This window comes from Bacillus sp. ok061 (assembly GCF_900108285.1).
GTDB classification, from domain to species: Bacteria; Bacillota; Bacilli; order Bacillales; family Bacillaceae_G; genus Bacillus_A; species Bacillus_A thuringiensis_S.
Genome location: NZ_FNUW01000001.1, coordinates 20,202 through 37,236 on the forward strand (window position 1 = coordinate 20,202; position 17,035 = coordinate 37,236).

Genomic DNA, 17,035 nt, shown 5'->3' on the forward strand with positions numbered 1-17,035 from the left:
CCCATAGGGGGGAGACAATTGTGATTCAAACGAAACAAATAGGCTTGCAAGAAGCTCTTAGTGCAGCCATTAAGCGTGCAACTGATGAAAAAATATTGGTTAGCTTCGTAAAACAAATAGACTGGATGGATCCGCTTCTGTTTTATGCAGCAGGAAAAAGGATTGCATTCGAAAATAGATGTTATTTTGCAGACCCAGTTCAGCATGTAATATTTTCTGGAATTGGCTCTGTTTTCACTATAGCAACTGCTTCTCACAAACGCTTTCAAACTGCTCGTGACGAGTGGGATAAAGTAAAAGAGAAAGCATTTGTACAAAGAGAAAAATACGAATTTGGAACAGGTCCTCTTTTATTTGGTGGATTTTCATTTGACCAAGAAAAAGAGAAAACGGACTTATGGAAAGAATTTGATGATACGACATTTTCACTACCAGCATTTTTATTAACTGTAAAAAATGAAAAAGCATGGTTAACAATGAATACATTCGTTTCAGCAACAGATTGTGCAGAAACTCTTTATAACGAAATTGTTTCTTTAGAAGAGAAAATTTTTGGGGAGAGTAAATGTGCATTAGAAGGATCGAAATTAACAGTTACTTCTAAAGTAGAAGTGGATCCGAAAGGCTGGATGGAGGCCATTGAGAAAGTACAAGATGAAATGAAGCTGGGGAACGTGCAGAAGGTTGTATTAGCGAGGGAGTTAAAAGTAGAGATGGATCATCATATTGATTCTGCTCTTGTCTTAGAAGCACTTCGTATTGGGCAACCGGATTGTTACGTATTTTCTTTTGATTATAAAGGAGCATGTTTCTTAGGAGCGACGCCAGAGAGGTTAATTCGCAAAGAAGATGAGAAGTTTACTTCGATGTGTCTTGCTGGTTCAACTGGCCATGGTCAATCTATAGAAGAAAGTAAGCGAAATAGTAATGCGCTTCTTCATGATGAAAAGAATTTAGCTGAACACGGTTATGTTGTGAACATGATTAGGTCGGTATTAAATGAGCACTGCGAATCCGTTAATATTCCGGAAAGGCCGGGCTTATTAACAACGAAAAACTTAATTCATTTATATACGCCTGTAGAGGCAAAAGGCGATGCGAGTCTTTTAACAATGGTAGAAGAATTACATCCAACACCAGCTCTTGGCGGGACACCTCGTTTGGAAGCGATGAAACTGATTCGTGATGTTGAATTGTTAGACAGAGGATTATATGGCGCACCGATTGGCTGGATAGATGATGAAGGAAATGGTGAGTTTGCGGTTGCACTCCGCTGCGGGTTATTAAATGGCGAGAAAGCATCCTTATTTGCCGGTTGCGGGATTGTAATTGATTCTGTACCGCAACTTGAATATGAAGAAACAAGTTTGAAGTTTAGACCGATGCTTGGTGCTTTGGAGGAATTAATGAAATGAACAATCATATAGAAGCATTATCATATTATTTAGGCGCGTTCGTGGATGAACTGACGCGTCTAAATGTATGTGATGTTGTCATTAGTCCAGGCTCACGGTCAACGCCGATTGCTCTACTAATGGAACAACATGAAGGAATGAACACATATTTACATGTAGATGAAAGATCTGCAGGATTTTTTGCGCTCGGTATCGCAAAAGCGAAAAAACGTCCTGTTGCATTATTGTGTACATCAGGAACGGCAGCAGCTAATTACTATCCAGCTGTATGTGAAGCTTTTCATTCAAGAGTGCCGCTTATCGTCTTAACGGCAGATAGACCGCATGAATTAAGAGATGTCGGTGCACCACAAGCGATGAATCAATTCAATTTATACGGTACATTTGTGAAGCAATTTACAGAGATGGCTCTTCCAGAAGCGAGTGAAGCGATGTATCATTACGCTCGCATGACAACGCAGCGTATGATAGCGAGTGCTTGTTTAGCGCCGCAAGGACCTGTTCATCTTAATTTTCCAGTACGCGAACCGCTTATCCCGGATTTCTCATTAGAAGATTTATGGGATAAAGGACGCGGGGAATATACAGGAGTAGTTCAGCAAGGGAACGTGACGATGCCGAGTGAATATGTAGATTCGCTTGTAGGGCGCCTTTCGCATATGGAGAAGGGGCTTATTATTTGTGGAGACGATAGTCATTCAGAACTCGCAGCATTTGCGGCAGAATTAGCTGAAAAAACTGGATATCCAATATTGGCAGATCCGCTTTCTAATATTCGTAGCGGACATCACGATAAAACGATGGTAATCGACTGTTATGACACATTTCTACGAAATGAACAGTTAAAAGAAACGTGGAAACCGGACGTTTTAATTCGCTTTGGTGGTATGCCTGTTTCCAAATCATTAACACAGTTCATAAAAAAACAAACGAAAGCAGTTCATATCGTTGTTGATGAATCTGGACAATGGAGAGATCCAGCTCTCGTTGCGACAGAAGTTGTCCAAGCAAGTGATATTGTATTTTGCAGTACACTAATAGAAAAAATGCCAGTTATGAAAAAGAATGATTGGTTCGGAATGTGGAAACATATAAACGAAAAAACGAAGGAAACGCTTCGTGAAATGGAGACATATGATACTGCATTTGAAGGGAAAGTCATTACGGATATTGTCCGCGTATTACCAGAAGGAGCAACGTTATTTGCAAGTAATAGTATGCCAATTCGTGATACGGATTCATTCTTCTTCACATCGGATAAAAATATTCAAGTGATGGCAAACCGCGGTGTAAATGGGATTGACGGAATCATTTCGACAGCTTTAGGAGCGAGCATTATTTGCGATCCGCTCGTATTAATTATTGGTGATTTATCATTTTATCACGATTTAAATGGGCTGTTAGCAGCGAAATTACATGAATTAAATATAACAATTGTCGTTGTAAATAATGATGGCGGGGGTATTTTCTCATTCTTACCACAGTATGAGAAAAAGGAACATTTCGAATCATTATTTGGAACACCAATTGGTCTTGATTATGAACACGTTGTTAAAATGTACGGTGGTTCATTTAGCCGTGTAAATGGTTGGGAAAGCTTCCGAGAAGAGGTACAAAAAGGAACGACTACAGAAGGTTTACACGTTGTGGAAATTTGTACGAACCGTGATGAAAACTTAATATTGCACCGGACATTATGGGCAAAAACGATGGACGTGATTACTACATCTTTACAAGGTGAATCAAAATGAACGTAACGCTGCAAGGTGTATCGTATGAATATGAAGTAGTCGGAAGCGGGGAACCACTTCTACTTCTTCATGGTTTTACGGGAAGTATGGAAACGTGGCGTTCTTTTATTCCTTCATGGAGCGAGCAGTTTCAAGTTATTGTAGTAGATCTTGTTGGGCATGGAAAAACAGAAAGTCCCGAAGATGTGACGCATTATGATATTCGAAATGCGGCAGTGCAAATGAAAGAGCTACTAGACTATCTTCATATTGAAAAAGCGCACATACTCGGCTATTCAATGGGTGGTAGACTAGCGATTACGTTGGCTTGTTTATATCCAGAGTATGTACATTCTCTTTTATTAGAAAATTGTACAGCTGGGCTCGAAAATGAAGCGGATAGAAAAGAACGTCGTGAAAAAGATGATCGACTTGCCGATAAAATTGAGCGAGAAGGCATAGAAAGTTTTGTATCCATGTGGGAAAATATTCCGCTTTTTGAAACGCAAAAACGTTTAGCAGAAAACGTACAAGAAGCAGTGCGAAAAGAGCGACTTGCTAACAATCCAAAAGGACTTGCAAATAGCTTGCGCGGCATGGGAACAGGGGCTCAGCCTTCATGGTGGAAAGAGCTACATAACTTGAAAATACCTGTTCTTTTAATGAACGGAGAATATGATGAAAAGTTCTTTCGCATATTAAAAAACATTGAAAAAAGCGTCTCGAACGCGAAATTTGTCAAAATTGATGGTGCTGGCCATGCAATTCATGTGGAACAACCGGAAAAGTTTGATACAATAGTAAAGGGATTTCTAAAAACTATGCAGTGATGCTTTTTTCAGCAAGAAGGAAGTCACACTTATAGATGAGATCAGACATACACAAGGAGGTAGTTGTAATGGCTATTGAATGGGTAAAAGAAGGCAATTACGAAGATATTATTTATTCAACATACAATGGTATCGCAAAAATTTCGATTAACCGTCCTGAAGTACATAACGCATTCCGTCCAAAAACGGTAATGGAGTTAATCAACGCTTTTGCACATGCTCGTGATGATGCAAATGTTGGCGTTATCATTTTAACAGGTGAAGGTGGACGTGCATTCTGTTCTGGCGGCGACCAAAAAGTTCGCGGTCATGGTGGATATGTAGGTGACGACCAAATCCCACGTCTAAACGTATTAGACTTACAACGTCTAATTCGCGCAATTCCTAAACCAGTTATCGCAATGGTAGCAGGTTATGCAATCGGTGGTGGACATGTACTTCATATCGTATGTGACTTAACAATCGCTGCAGACAACGCTGTATTCGGACAAACAGGTCCTAAAGTAGGAAGCTTTGACGGTGGATACGGAGCTGGTTACTTAGCTCGTATGGTAGGCCACAAGAAAGCTCGTGAAATTTGGTACCTATGCCGTCAATATAGTGCTGGGGAAGCGCTTGATATGGGCTTAGTAAACACAGTAGTACCATTAGAAGAGCTTGAAGCAGAAACAGTACAATGGGCACAAGAAATCTTAGCAAACAGCCCAATGGCACTTCGTTTCCTAAAAGCTGCATTCAACGCAGACACAGACGGTCTAGCTGGTATTCAACAACTAGCTGGAGATGCAACGTTATTGTACTACACAACTGACGAAGCAAAAGAAGGTCGCGACGCGTTCAAAGAAAAACGCAGTCCGGACTTCGGTCAATTCCCTCGTTTCCCTTGATGAAACCAAAAGCGAAAGCGGCTTGCTTAGAACAAAAGGGCGTTGGAACTCCTGACGTAGAGGCGCTTTTTGCCTCGTAGGAAGGCGTGAAACGACCGACTGTTCTAGCCGCTGTAGCTAGATGAGATCAACCGGAAACAAAACAACTAAGAGACTTGATGTCATATCAGGTCTCTTTCTTTCATGAAAGGAGAATGAGTAATGGAGACGATGCCTAATTGGTTAATACAGCGTGCATTTTTAACACCAGATCGCACTGCAATTGAAATAGAGGAAGAGAAAGTTACTTTCGTGCAGCTACATGAAAAAGTAGTATCTGTTTGTGAGCACCTCACGCATGTTGGAGTGAAGCGAGGGCAAAAGGTGGCTGTTCTGATGAAAAATGGTATGGAGATGATTACAGTTATTCACGCCCTATCTTACGTAGGTGCAGTAGCTGTACTTCTAAATACACGTCTTTCAAGAGAAGAGCTACTTTGGCAAATGGATGATGCTGAAGTTGTTTGTTTAGTGACGGATCAACAGTTTGATGCTAATGATGTTCCTGTATATTCATTTGCTGAAGTGATGCATGGACTGAAGGTAGAAGCCTCTATACAAGAAGAATTTTCTTTAGAAGAAGCGATGACAATTATTTATACGTCTGGGACGACAGGAAAACCGAAAGGCGTTATTTTAACGTACGGAAATCATTGGGCAAGCGCGGTTGGTTCTTCGCTTAATTTAGGTCTTCGTGATGATGATTGTTGGTTAGCTTGTATGCCGATGTTCCATGTTGGTGGGCTATCTCTTTTAATGAAAAATATTATGTACGGTATGCGCATTTTACTCGTTCCGAAATATGATGCTGATTTTATTCACAACGCACTTCAAACGAGGGACGTTACGATTATTTCTGTCGTATCAAAAATGTTAACAGATTTATTAGAGAGACTTGGAGAAGGGACATATCCAGCTTCTTTACGATGCATGTTACTTGGCGGAGGACCCGCGCCGAAACCGCTATTAGAAACGTGTGTGGAAAAAGGAATCCCTGTGTATCAAACGTATGGTATGACAGAAACGTCTTCTCAAATTTGTACGTTATCAGCAGATTACATGTTAACGAAAGTTGGCTCGGCTGGAAAACCATTATTCCAGTGCCAACTTCGTATTGAAAAAGACGGCGTAGTAGTGCCGCCACATGCGGAAGGCGAAATTGTAGTAAAAGGACCGAACGTAACAGGCGGTTATTTTAACCGTGAAGATGCGACGCGTGAGACAATTCAAAACGGATGGCTTCATACGGGTGACCTCGGTTATCTAGATGAAGAAGGATTTTTATACGTATTAGACCGCCGCAGCGATTTAATTATTTCTGGCGGAGAGAATATATACCCAGCTCAAATTGAAGAAGTGTTACTCTCTCATCCGGCAATAGCGGAAGCCGGTGTTGTTGGTATGTCTGATGATAAATGGGGACAAGTACCAGCTGCTTTTGTTGTGAAAAGCGGGGCGGTAACAGAAGAAGAAATTCTTCATTTTTGCGAGGAGAAATTAGCGAAATATAAAGTGCCGAGGAAAGCATGTTTCTTAGAGGAATTACCACGTAACGCTTCGAAAAAATTGTTAAGACGAGAGTTAAGACAATTAGTGGAGGAGATGTAGTGGAAATAAAAAAAGCGAAACTGTATATAACGGAAATGCCACTCGTAATCCCGTTTGCTGCGAGCTACGGGACTTACGAAGAGCGTGAGAGTATTGTTATTGAATTAGAGGATACAGACGGGTACATTGGATTTGGGGAAGTCGTTGCATTTTCTGAACCGTGGTATACGGAAGAAACGGTGAAGACAGCACTACATGTACTGCAAGACTTTTTGTTACCTGATTTATTAAAGGCTGAAATTTCTCATCCGAATGAGGTGCCGAGTTTGTTTCAACATATCAAAAGAAACCGGATGGCGAAGGCTGGAATAGAAGGGGCTGTTTGGGGTTTATATGCGAAGCGTCAAAAGAAATCGCTAGCGACAGTTCTTGGCGGAACTAGCACTGAAATTGAAGTCGGCGTTGTAATAGGGATCAATACAATTCCGGTTATGTTAAAACAAATAGAGAAGTACGCGGAAGAAGGATACGAGCGTTTTAAAGTGAAAATAAAGCCAGAGCATGATTACGAATTATTGAAAGAGATTCGTAAAGAGTTTCCGCATATCCCGCTAATGGCAGATGCGAATTCAGCGTATACATTAGCGGATACGGAGAGGCTGAAACGACTAGATGAATTCCAATTAATGATGATTGAACAACCGTTAGCGGATTACGATTTTCTTGATCATGCACAGTTGCAAAAGAAAATTGAAACGCCGATTTGTTTAGATGAAAGTATTCATAGTTTTGAAGACGTGCGCGTTGCGATCACGCTTGGCAGCTGCCAAATTGTGAACATTAAACCAGGGCGAGTGGGCGGATTAACAGAATCTATTCAAATCCATAATTATTGCATGGAGCATAATATCCCTGTTTGGTGCGGCGGTATGGTAGAGATGGGGATTTCACGAGCGCAAAATGTCGCTCTTGCCTCATTGCCTAACTTTACGATTCCAGGCGATATATCTGCTTCTAGTAGACATTGGGAGAGGGATATTATTTCACCGGAAGTGATGCTTGGGGGTGGGAAAGTAATGGTGCCGCAAAGTGTTGAAGCTGAGTATGAAGTAGATCGTGGAAGGCTGACGGAAATCACGAAGCAGCGAATTGTTTTTGAACGGTAAAGGAGAGCTTCCTTAGGCTGCCCGCAAATAGCGAGAGGATTTTGTCGTTAATTGTCGGTAAGTCGATATATTTCAATAATCGCTGATATAATTTGAGTTACGGTCGATATAATTGAAAAATCGCTGATATAATTTTATTTACCAAGGTTACTTTAACGAGTAGCCTTTTCGTATTGTACAAATTGGATAGACTAGTTTACAATCTAGCGTATAAAAATGGAATGAAAAAGGGGGAGTAAAATGAAGCGCATTTCAATTTTAATAGCTGATGATGAGGCGGAAATTGCTGACTTAATTGAGATACATTTAGAAAAAGAAGGGTACCATGTTGTGAAAGCAGCGGATGGGGAAGAGGCGGTTCATATTATTGAAACGCAGCCAATCGACTTGGTAGTTTTAGATATTATGATGCCGAAAATGGATGGTTATGAGGTGACGCGTCAAATTCGCGCGAAACATCATATGCCGATTATTTTTTTAAGCGCGAAAACTTCGGACTTTGATAAGGTGACAGGTCTTGTACTAGGTGCGGATGATTATATGACGAAGCCTTTCACACCAATAGAATTAGTTGCACGTGTAAATGCACAACTGCGTAGGTTTTTTACGTTAAATCAACCGAAAGTAGCGGAGAGCAAATCTGCTTTAGAAATAGGCGGAGTCGTAATTAATCCCGAGCGCAGGACGGTTGATGTGTATGGTGAGCAAATTGAATTAACGCCGAAAGAGTTCGATATTTTATATTTATTAGCGAGTCATCCGAAGAAAGTGTACAATGTGGAAAATATTTTTCAGCACGTATGGGCAGACGATTATTATGAAGGTGGAAATACAGTAATGGTACATATTCGTACTTTGCGGAAGAAACTTGGAGAAGATAAAAGAAAGGATAAATTAATAAAAACAGTATGGGGAGTAGGTTATACTTTCAATGGCTAATATGATGAAAAGTTTTCGATTTAAAATGATTGCCTTATTTGCGTTAAGTATGGTGCTTGCAGCAACTGTAACTTATATAATTTATAAAGGATTGCAGCTGTATTATAAAACAATGGTTCGCTACGAAGAGCCTTTAGCGCAATTTAGGTCAATGGTAAGGGAATTTGGAGACATTAACTTCTTTTTAATTTTCTTTATTCCGTTATCTGTTATCTTTTTCTTCTTTTTGACAAAACCGTATTTAAAATACTTTGATGAAATTTCTAATGGGATTCATCATCTTGCGAACGGTAATTTTACGAATAAAGTTCAAGTTTCATCAAATGATGAGTTTGGAAATATCGCGCGCGAAATAAATGTTGCGAGTGAAAAGTTAAAAGAAGCTGTGGAAAGAGGAGACTTTGCAGAAAGTAGTAAAGATCAGCTTGTTGTGAATTTAGCTCATGATTTAAGAACACCATTAACATCCGTGTTAGGATATTTAGATTTAATTCTTAAAGATGAAAATTTAACAAAAGAACAAATTAAACATTTCTCCACAATTGCATATACAAAATCGCAAAGACTGGAAAGTTTAATTGATGAGCTATTTGAAATTACACGTATGAATTATGGCATGCTAAAGCTGGATAAAAAGCCGATTGATATAAGTGAGTTGCTTATACAGTTAGAGGAGGAATTGTATCCGTTATTAGAAAAACATCATTTAGAAGCTAGATTGAACGTGGCTCCTCATTTACCGATGCACGGTGATGGAAAATTGTTAGCTAGAGTATTTGAAAACTTGTTAACAAATGCCGTTCGTTACGGGTATGATGGACAATTTGTTGATATGAATGGGTATGTTGATAATGGAGAAGTTGTCGTACAAATTATGAATTACGGAGATAGCATCCCGGAAGAAGATTTACCGTATCTTTTTGATATGTTCTATACAGGTGATAAAGCAAGAACTGAGAACCGTGGCGGGACAGGCCTTGGACTATTTATTGCGAAAAATATTGTCGAGCAACATAACGGTACGATTTCTGCTGAGAGCAATGTAGTTAGAACGATATTTGAAGTACGATTGCCAAAAGACGAGAATGTAACAATTTAATAAAAATTTAAACTTTACCCCACTTTTTATTTTAATAGTTTTTTCTATTCTATACGTAAGTTACGTTAAGGAGGAACTAGAAATGAAAAAGTGGGTATTTATTTCTTTTTTTATAGCATGCACAGTATGTGTAGGCGTTTATATATCACCGTTATTTCAAAAGGGAATCGATGTTAAAATTGTCGGAAAAGATGAGCTAGTAAAGGCGGCAAACACCGAGGGGAAAGAGATTACGAAGGAACAAATTTATAAGGGCGATTTATTATTAGTTAACAGGGATTATCCAGTAAAAAAAGATAGTATTAGGTCTGATATTATAAATGTAAATCATAATAGTGAATTAGTGAGAGGCTATGTAATATTTGATAGAAATCTTCGTTCATCAAAGGATGTTATGAAAAAGTTTTTGAACGTTGTCGATGCGGCTGGCAAAGAAAGTGTTAACCATTTTTTGATTAGTAGTGGCTATAGAGATTTCCAAGAGCAAAAACAGCTATATGAAAAAATGGGATCTGATTATGCACTTCCAGCAGAATACAGTGAACATAATTTAGGATTATCACTGGACATTGGGTCTACTCAAAAGAAAATGGAGAAAGCGCCTGAAGGAAAATGGATTGAAGAGAACGTATGGAAGCATGGCTTTGTATTACGTTATCCGAAAAATAAAAGTCATATTACAGGCATTCAATATGAGCCGTGGCATATACGTTATGTCGGATTACCTCATAGTGCGATTATGCAAAAAAAGAATTTCACACTAGAGGAATATTTAGAGTTTTTAAAAGAGGAAAAAGAGATTTCAACTGAAGTAGAAGGTAAGAAATATACTGTTTCTTATTATAAAGTTTCTGGGAATATGAAAGTGAATGTTCCAGCAAATAAGCAGTATGAAATTTCCGGGAACAATATGGATGGGGTTATTGTGACGGTTCAGGAATAGAGAAAAAGGCTGTGCCATTTGGGACAGCCTTTTCTTATATAAGAAAGAAATTGACGTTTTTTGTCGGTAAATCGATATTCCTTGTCGAATCGTTGATATAATTTCCTATACTATCAACATTTTGGAGGAGCATCTTTTTATTTACTTTTAAACATTATAACGTTATATTTACTTCACCCTTTTTTTGTGTTACGCTAAACGTGTGAAAGAGATATAAAAATGAAACTTTAATGTAAGCGTATTCTTATGGCTTCTTATAGAAAAGGGTGGAAATACAATGACAGAACGATTCGTACTACGTAATGTAAAACGTGTGAACGGGGAAGAGATTGACATTGTAATTGAAAATAATAAAATCGCACAAGTGACGAAAGCTGGTGCTGGCGAAGGTGGAAAGGTTCTTGATTACTCTGGTACTTACGTATCGAGTGGCTGGATTGATTTGCACGTTCACGCTTTTCCAGAATTTGATCCGTATGGCGATGAGGTGGATGAAATTGGCGTTAAGCAAGGGGTAACGACGATTGTTGATGCGGGTAGTTGCGGTGCTGATCGCATTGCAGATTTAGTACAAAGTAGAGAGCAGGCAAAAACGAATTTATTTGCCTTTTTAAATATTTCTCGCATCGGTTTGAAACGAATTGATGAATTATCCAAAATGGAATGGATAGATAAAGAGAAAGTAATAGAAGCAGTAGAAAAGTATAAAGATGTAATCGTTGGGTTAAAGGCGAGAATGAGTAAAAGTGTCGTTTGTGATAGTGGAATTGAACCGCTTCATGTTGCACGCTCTTTATCCCATAAAACATCATTACCAATTATGGTACATATCGGTTCAGCACCTCCTCGCATAGAGGAAGTTGTACCTCTTTTAGAAAAAGATGATGTCATTACACATTATTTAAACGGGAAAGAAAATAATTTATTTGATGAAGAAGGCAAACCGCTATCTGTGTTATTAGATGCAGTGAAGCGCGGTGTTCATTTAGATGTTGGTCACGGTAATGCTAGTTTTTCTTTTAAAGTAGCAGAAGCGGCGAAGCGTCACGGTATTGCCTTTAATACAATTAGTACAGACATTTACCGGAAGAATCGTATACACGGTCCAGTGTATAGTATGGCTCACGTTCTTTCGAAATTCCTTTACTTAGGGTATCCGCTAGAAGAAGTAATTGATGCGGTGACGAAACATGCGGCAGAGTGGCTGAAAAAACCAGAGCTTGGCCGTATTCAAGAAGGCGATATTGCAAACTTAACTTTATTTACGGTGAAAGATGAGAAGGTTACGTTAATTGATTCAGAAGGGGATCAGCGCATTGCTGAAAGAAGAATTGATACGAAAGGGGTTGTAATCAATGGGTCATTCATTGAATGCTAAGTACGGATTAAAAAGAGTGATTAATGCGAGCGGTAGAATGAGTATTTTAGGTGTATCCGCTCCTACAGATACAGTTATGGATGCGATGAAATATGGTGGACAAAATTATGTGGAAATTGCTGATTTAGTAGATAAAGCGGGAGACCATATTGCGAGAATTCTAGATTCAGAGGCAGCGGTCGTTGTAAATTCAGCATCGAGCGGAATTGCACTTTCTATCGCTGGTATCGTTACAGAAGGAAACCGTCGTAAAAGTGAAAGACTTCATCAAGAAGTCATCGCGAAAAACGAAGTGATTATGTTAAAAGGTCATAACGTTCAATATGGTGCTCCTGTTGAAACGATGATTTATTTAGGCGGCGGTAAGCTTGTTGAAGTGGGTTACGCAAATGAAGGGAAAGTAGAGCATATTGAAGATGCGATTGGTGAAAATACAGCAGCGATTCTATATGTGAAATCCCATCATGCCGTGCAAAAAAATATGATTTCTGTTGAAGAAGCATGGGAAGTTGCGCAGCGAAATAACGTACCACTTATCGTCGATGCGGCAGCTGAAGAGGATATTCAAAAGTATGTAAAGTATTCAGACCTTGCCATTTATAGCGGTTCAAAGGCAATTGAAGGACCTACTTCTGGTATTGTTGGCGGTAAACGAAAATATATCGAGTGGCTGAAAGTGCAATTACATTGCATTGGAAGAAGTATGAAAGTTGGGAAAGAAACGACTTTCGGTTTACTTCAAGCGCTTGATGAGTACGGAGTAAAAGAAGATGAGAGCCAGCAAGAAAAAGAGTTATTACAAGTACTTATGCCGCTAAAAGAATTAAATGGTGTAAATGTAACGATCGTTCAAGATGAAGCAGGAAGAGCAATCTTTAGAGCGCGTATTCATATTAACGAGAAAGAGTTAAATAAATCAGCAAAAGACGTTGTAACAGCATTACGCGAAGGGGAAATCGCAATTTACACACGTGATTATGGAGTAAGACAAGGATTCTTTGACATTGACCCACGTCCACTTCAAGGTGATGACATACATGTAATTGAAGAAAAAATGAGAGAAATCGTAGGGGGAAACTAAAATGACAAACATTCAAAAACGTTTTTATAAAGGCCGTGTAGCATTAAATGTATTAGCAAACAATATCCGAAATGCAAAAGACATTTTTGAAGCGGCAGAAGGTTATGTAGTAGTGGGAGTGTTATCAAAAGACTATCCAACAGTAGAAGAAGCAGTAACTGCAATGAAAGCATACGGAAAAGAAATTGATGACGCTGTATCAATCGGACTAGGAGCAGGAGATAATCGTCAAGCGGCAGTTGTAGCTGAAATTGCGAAGCATTATCCTGGTAGTCATATTAACCAAGTGTTCCCTTCAGTTGGAGCGACACGTGCAAACCTTGGCGGAAAAGATAGCTGGATTAATAGTTTAGTATCACCAACAGGAAAAGTAGGGTACGTAAATATTTCTACTGGTCCAATTAGTGCAGCTGGAGAAGAAAAAGCAATCGTTCCAATTAAAACAGCAATCGCACTTGTACGTGATATGGGCGGAAATTCATTGAAATACTTCCCAATGAAAGGATTAGCGCATGAAGAAGAATATCGCGCAGTTGCGAAAGCATGTGCGGAAGAAGGCTTTGCATTAGAGCCAACAGGCGGAATTGATAAAGAAAACTTTGAAACAATTGTACGTATCGCATTAGAGGCAAATGTAGAGCAAGTTATCCCGCACGTGTACTCTTCTATTATTGATAAAGAAACTGGTAATACGAAAACAGAAGATGTTCGTGAGTTATTAGCGGTAGTGAAGAAGCTAGTTGATCAATATGCGTAAGAAAATTGCAGCATTCGGCGAAGTAATGATGCGCCTGCAAGTACCTGGATATGAATTGTTGTCGCAAGCTAACACGTTAAATTACTCATTTTCAGGTACAGGTGTGAACGTTGCAGCGGCACTTTCTCACTTAGGGCATGAAGGGCTTCTTATTTCAACTTTACCGGAAAATTCGGTCGGAGATGCAGCTTTATCTTACATTCAAAAGTTAGGGATTCAAACGTCTCTTGTTTCAAGAGGCGGTAAATATGTAGGTATGTATTTTTTAGAAAATGGATTCGGTGCACGTGCAAGCCGCGTTACGTATTCGAATCGATTAGAAAGTAGCTTCAATACGGCGTCTGAAGAGATGTACCAATTTGAAGAAATTGCTAAGGAAATTGATATCGTTCATTTTTGCGGTATTACACTTGCGATGAATGATACGGTGCGCCATCATATGAAGTCTTTAGCGAGAGCAGTTAAAGAAAACGGAGGAACCGTCGTTTTTGATTGCAATTATCGTCCATCTCTTTGGGGAGAAGACGGATATGAGCAGGCGAAACCGCATTATGAAGAAATGCTGGGACTTGCTGATATCGTTATGATGAACGAAAAAGATGCAATGTTTGTTTTAGGAATGAAAACCGAAGAAACGGAGCGAGAGGCGCAACTTGTTGATCTTATTCCAAAGGTAGCTGAAACGTATCATATCGCTACAATCGCTGGTACTCATCGCTCTATTAACAGTGATAATACACATTCGCTTCGCGGGTTTATATGTAAAGATGGTGCGTTCACTTTTGCAAAAACACTTACGTTTTCTGTATATGATAGAATAGGTGCTGGAGATGCTTATACGAGCGGAATTATTCATGGCGAGATAAAAGAGTTCGCACCAGAGAAAGCTGTTTCATTTGCGTCAGCAGCTGGAATGCTAGCACATACAATCGTCGGTGATACGCCAATGTCATCAGAGAAAGATATACTTCGGACAATGACGGCATCAGTAGGTGATGTAGAAAGGTAGTGGGTGTAACAGTGAACGTAACGAGAAAAAAAGGACCATTATATTTACAAATAAAAAATATTATTCGTGATCGAATATTGCATGGTGTATATGCGATTCATACGAATATTCCTTCAGAACCGCAATTAGAGGAAGAGTTCAAAGTTAGTAAGATTACAGTACGAAATGCCATTAAAGAGCTCGCTCAAGAAGGATACTTGGAAAAGAAAAGTGGTAAAGGAACGAAAGTCATCCGTAATACTTCTGCGACAAAGTTGTCAAAGGGTAAGAAATTTACAGAAGTGTTAGTGGAAGAAGGATATAAAGTACAGAAGAAATTGCTGAAAGCAGAAATCGTTCATAATGAAGAAGGAACGGTACCATTTCGATTATTCGGTAAGGAGAGTTTTCGTATCGAACGTTTATATACGTTAAATGATGCACCGTACATTCATTATACGCACTATTTCTCAGCACACATGGCAAGTACAGATTTATCGGACTTTGATTTACAATCGCTTTACGATTTAGTTGAGGACCGAGGTATACATTTAGAAAACTTCAGAGATGAATTCGCAGTTGGACTCGCGCCTAGTTTTGTTGCAGAAGCGTTAGGCGAAAAAGAGGGGACAGCGTTATTAAAGCGTATGCGCTATTCTTACGATGAAGTTGGCGAAGTAATTGAATATAGCGAAGGCTACTACAATACAGAAATGCAGCATTATGTAGTGAATTATGACGTATAAAAGGAGGGTATTCGCTCTCTTTTTTTATAAAGTGAAACTTTAATCCCGCACCAATAAGGTGTTTACTGTCCACAAATAAGGGGTAAAAGTAAGGGGAATGAGAGATGGATATATACTTATTAATCGTCACGTTACTTGCAATCGCAATTGTTATTTTAGGGGTATCATGGTGGAAATGGCATGCATTTATTAGTTTAACAGTTGCGAGTTTATTTTTAGCTATTATGTCTGGACTGAATTTAACGAAAATAGTGACTGCCTATGAAACTGGTGTTGGTAGTGTACTAGGGCATTTAGTTGGTATTTTGGCACTTGGAACTATCTTAGGGAAAATGATGTCTGATTCAGGGGCAGGCATGCAAGTTGCAGATTTCTTTATTCGATTTTTCGGCGTAAAAAAATTACCTTGGGCTATGTTATTTGCAGGTTTTGTTATAGGGATTCCCGTCTTTTTTGAAGTAGGGATTGTCATTTTATTACCACTTGTTATTTCAATTCGAAAAACAACGAAGCAAAACATATTATTAATTGCTTTACCTGTTATTGCGGGATTATCTATCGTACATGGGCTAGTACCTCCGCATCCAGGGGCCATGACTGCAATTGGTATTTATAACGCGAACTTAGGAAAGGTGCTTTTATATTCATTACTTATCGCATTACCAACGGCTATTATAGCAGGCCCAATATTTGCAAAGTGGGTACATAAGAGGGTTATACCTGAAAATGAACCGGAGCTTGTTCGAGTTACGACAGTATCAACTGATTTGCCAAGTCGTAAAGTTTCATTCTTTATTATTTTATTACCAGTTGTATTGATGATTTTATCAGTAGTTGCACCATATATTTCATTACCGAAAAAGTTGACTGAATTTTTTGTGTTTATAGGAAGTCCAGTAATCGCCTTACTTATTTCATGTTTCGCAGCATTTTACTTACTCGGTATCAAACAAGGTATTAATAAAAAGATGATTAAAAAATTAACAGATGAAAGTTTATTGCCTGTCGGTTCTATTATTTTAATAATTGGTGCAGGCGGTGGATTTAAACAAATATTAATTGAAAGCGGCGTTGGAACAGCTATTGCACAAATGGCAGAACATATATCGTTATCACCAATTGTATTAGCTTTCATGGTAGCTGGATTAATTCGAATTGCAACAGGTTCAGCTACAGTAGCATTAACGACAGCGGCAGGGATTGTTTCACCAGTTATTCAGCACATGTCTGGTGTGAATTTAGAGCTTCTCGTTATTGCAACCGGTGCAGGTTCGTTAATGTTTTCTCACGTAAATGATGCTGGTTTCTGGCTTGTAAAAGAGTATTTAGGTTTGACGGTGAAGGAAACGTTTAAAACGTGGACGGTGCTGGAGACATTGTTATCATTTATTGCATTCGGTTTTGCCCTTTTGTTAAATATGTTTCTTTAAAAGATACCTAAATAGGTATCTTTTTTTTTGATTAAGCCCAATTTCTAAAACAAGCCCGT

Annotated in this window: 15 protein-coding genes; all 15 read left to right on the plus strand. The window is 38.9% G+C overall.

The genetic code is table 11. The annotated features are described in order from the left end of the window. Nucleotides 1-20 precede the first annotated feature (20 nt). The 15 genes from C4S65_RS00180 (at nucleotide 21) to gntP (ending at nucleotide 16,976) form a co-directional block, all read left to right on the plus strand. Entirely contained in the window at nucleotides 21-1,415 is a 1,395-nt protein-coding gene (locus tag C4S65_RS00180) for an isochorismate synthase (protein ID WP_061667095.1), read from the plus strand. Further along, nucleotides 1,412-3,166, plus strand: coding sequence for a 2-succinyl-5-enolpyruvyl-6-hydroxy-3-cyclohexene-1-carboxylic-acid synthase (gene menD / locus C4S65_RS00185; protein ID WP_001059213.1), 1,755 nt, complete (start codon nucleotides 1,412-1,414; stop codon nucleotides 3,164-3,166). Before C4S65_RS00180 ends, menD begins: the two co-directional genes overlap by 4 nt. Beyond that, nucleotides 3,163-3,975 carry a 2-succinyl-6-hydroxy-2,4-cyclohexadiene-1-carboxylate synthase gene (gene menH / locus C4S65_RS00190; protein WP_061667096.1) on the plus strand — a complete coding sequence of 271 codons (813 nt, stop codon included), beginning with the start codon at nucleotides 3,163-3,165 and terminating at the stop codon, nucleotides 3,973-3,975. Before menD ends, menH begins: the two co-directional genes overlap by 4 nt. A gap of 68 nt (nucleotides 3,976-4,043) precedes the next feature. Next, nucleotides 4,044-4,862 carry a 1,4-dihydroxy-2-naphthoyl-CoA synthase gene (gene menB, locus C4S65_RS00195; RefSeq protein ID WP_000963887.1) on the plus strand — a complete coding sequence of 273 codons (819 nt, stop codon included), beginning with the start codon at nucleotides 4,044-4,046 and terminating at the stop codon, nucleotides 4,860-4,862. A gap of 201 nt (nucleotides 4,863-5,063) precedes the next feature. Then, nucleotides 5,064-6,509 carry an o-succinylbenzoate--CoA ligase gene (locus C4S65_RS00200; RefSeq protein WP_000449532.1) on the plus strand — a complete coding sequence of 482 codons (1,446 nt, stop codon included), beginning with the start codon at nucleotides 5,064-5,066 and terminating at the stop codon, nucleotides 6,507-6,509. Further along, a complete protein-coding gene (menC, locus tag C4S65_RS00205) occupies nucleotides 6,509-7,615 on the plus strand; it encodes an o-succinylbenzoate synthase (RefSeq protein ID WP_098838570.1) in 1,107 nt (368 codons plus the stop codon). Before C4S65_RS00200 ends, menC begins: the two co-directional genes overlap by 1 nt. Before the next feature lie 240 nt (nucleotides 7,616-7,855). Next, on the plus strand, nucleotides 7,856-8,554 hold the full coding sequence (locus tag C4S65_RS00215; protein ID WP_000822510.1) for a response regulator transcription factor: 699 nt from the start codon (nucleotides 7,856-7,858) through the stop codon (nucleotides 8,552-8,554). Further along, on the plus strand, nucleotides 8,547-9,653 hold the full coding sequence (locus C4S65_RS00220) for a HAMP domain-containing sensor histidine kinase (RefSeq protein WP_000002608.1): 1,107 nt from the start codon (nucleotides 8,547-8,549) through the stop codon (nucleotides 9,651-9,653). The genes C4S65_RS00215 and C4S65_RS00220 overlap by 8 nt, the downstream gene beginning before the upstream one ends. An 82-nt stretch (nucleotides 9,654-9,735) precedes the next feature. Next, nucleotides 9,736-10,596, plus strand: coding sequence for a M15 family metallopeptidase (locus C4S65_RS00225; protein ID WP_098838569.1), 861 nt, complete (start codon nucleotides 9,736-9,738; stop codon nucleotides 10,594-10,596). A gap of 277 nt (nucleotides 10,597-10,873) precedes the next feature. Further along, nucleotides 10,874-11,974 (plus strand): amidohydrolase/deacetylase family metallohydrolase, encoded by a 1,101-nt coding sequence (locus tag C4S65_RS00230; RefSeq protein WP_000139963.1) that lies wholly within the window; start codon nucleotides 10,874-10,876, stop codon nucleotides 11,972-11,974. Beyond that, complete coding sequence (locus tag C4S65_RS00235) at nucleotides 11,952-13,055, plus strand: DgaE family pyridoxal phosphate-dependent ammonia lyase (protein WP_000510123.1); 1,104 nt, start codon at nucleotides 11,952-11,954, stop codon at nucleotides 13,053-13,055. The genes C4S65_RS00230 and C4S65_RS00235 overlap by 23 nt, the downstream gene beginning before the upstream one ends. A 1-nt stretch (nucleotide 13,056) precedes the next feature. Further along, nucleotides 13,057-13,812, plus strand: a complete 756-nt coding sequence (locus tag C4S65_RS00240) for a KDGP aldolase family protein (protein WP_000181936.1) — start codon at nucleotides 13,057-13,059, stop codon at nucleotides 13,810-13,812. Then, nucleotides 13,805-14,821 (plus strand): sugar kinase, encoded by a 1,017-nt coding sequence (locus C4S65_RS00245; protein WP_001227502.1) that lies wholly within the window; start codon nucleotides 13,805-13,807, stop codon nucleotides 14,819-14,821. Before C4S65_RS00240 ends, C4S65_RS00245 begins: the two co-directional genes overlap by 8 nt. Next, nucleotides 14,821-15,546, plus strand: coding sequence for a GntR family transcriptional regulator (locus C4S65_RS00250; protein ID WP_000539264.1), 726 nt, complete (start codon nucleotides 14,821-14,823; stop codon nucleotides 15,544-15,546). Before C4S65_RS00245 ends, C4S65_RS00250 begins: the two co-directional genes overlap by 1 nt. A 104-nt stretch (nucleotides 15,547-15,650) precedes the next feature. Continuing rightward, a complete protein-coding gene (gene gntP, locus C4S65_RS00255) occupies nucleotides 15,651-16,976 on the plus strand; it encodes a gluconate permease GntP (protein WP_061667098.1) in 1,326 nt (441 codons plus the stop codon). Nucleotides 16,977-17,035 lie beyond the last annotated feature (59 nt).

What these genes read in the sequence shown, in the direction of transcription:
- C4S65_RS00220 (WP_000002608.1), top strand. Translation starts at nt 8,547, where the DNA reads ATGGCTAATATGATGAAAAGTTTTCGATTTAAAATGATTGCCTTATTT.
- gntP (WP_061667098.1), top strand. Translation starts at nt 15,651, where the DNA reads ATGGATATATACTTATTAATCGTCACGTTACTTGCAATCGCAATTGTT.
- C4S65_RS00215 (WP_000822510.1), top strand. Translation starts at nt 7,856, where the DNA reads ATGAAGCGCATTTCAATTTTAATAGCTGATGATGAGGCGGAAATTGCT.
- menH (WP_061667096.1), top strand. Translation starts at nt 3,163, where the DNA reads ATGAACGTAACGCTGCAAGGTGTATCGTATGAATATGAAGTAGTCGGA.
- menB (WP_000963887.1), top strand. Translation starts at nt 4,044, where the DNA reads ATGGCTATTGAATGGGTAAAAGAAGGCAATTACGAAGATATTATTTAT.
- C4S65_RS00235 (WP_000510123.1), top strand. Translation starts at nt 11,952, where the DNA reads ATGGGTCATTCATTGAATGCTAAGTACGGATTAAAAAGAGTGATTAAT.
- C4S65_RS00240 (WP_000181936.1), top strand. Translation starts at nt 13,057, where the DNA reads ATGACAAACATTCAAAAACGTTTTTATAAAGGCCGTGTAGCATTAAAT.
- C4S65_RS00245 (WP_001227502.1), top strand. Translation starts at nt 13,805, where the DNA reads ATGCGTAAGAAAATTGCAGCATTCGGCGAAGTAATGATGCGCCTGCAA.
- C4S65_RS00225 (WP_098838569.1), top strand. Translation starts at nt 9,736, where the DNA reads ATGAAAAAGTGGGTATTTATTTCTTTTTTTATAGCATGCACAGTATGT.
- C4S65_RS00230 (WP_000139963.1), top strand. Translation starts at nt 10,874, where the DNA reads ATGACAGAACGATTCGTACTACGTAATGTAAAACGTGTGAACGGGGAA.
- menD (WP_001059213.1), top strand. Translation starts at nt 1,412, where the DNA reads ATGAACAATCATATAGAAGCATTATCATATTATTTAGGCGCGTTCGTG.
- C4S65_RS00200 (WP_000449532.1), top strand. Translation starts at nt 5,064, where the DNA reads ATGGAGACGATGCCTAATTGGTTAATACAGCGTGCATTTTTAACACCA.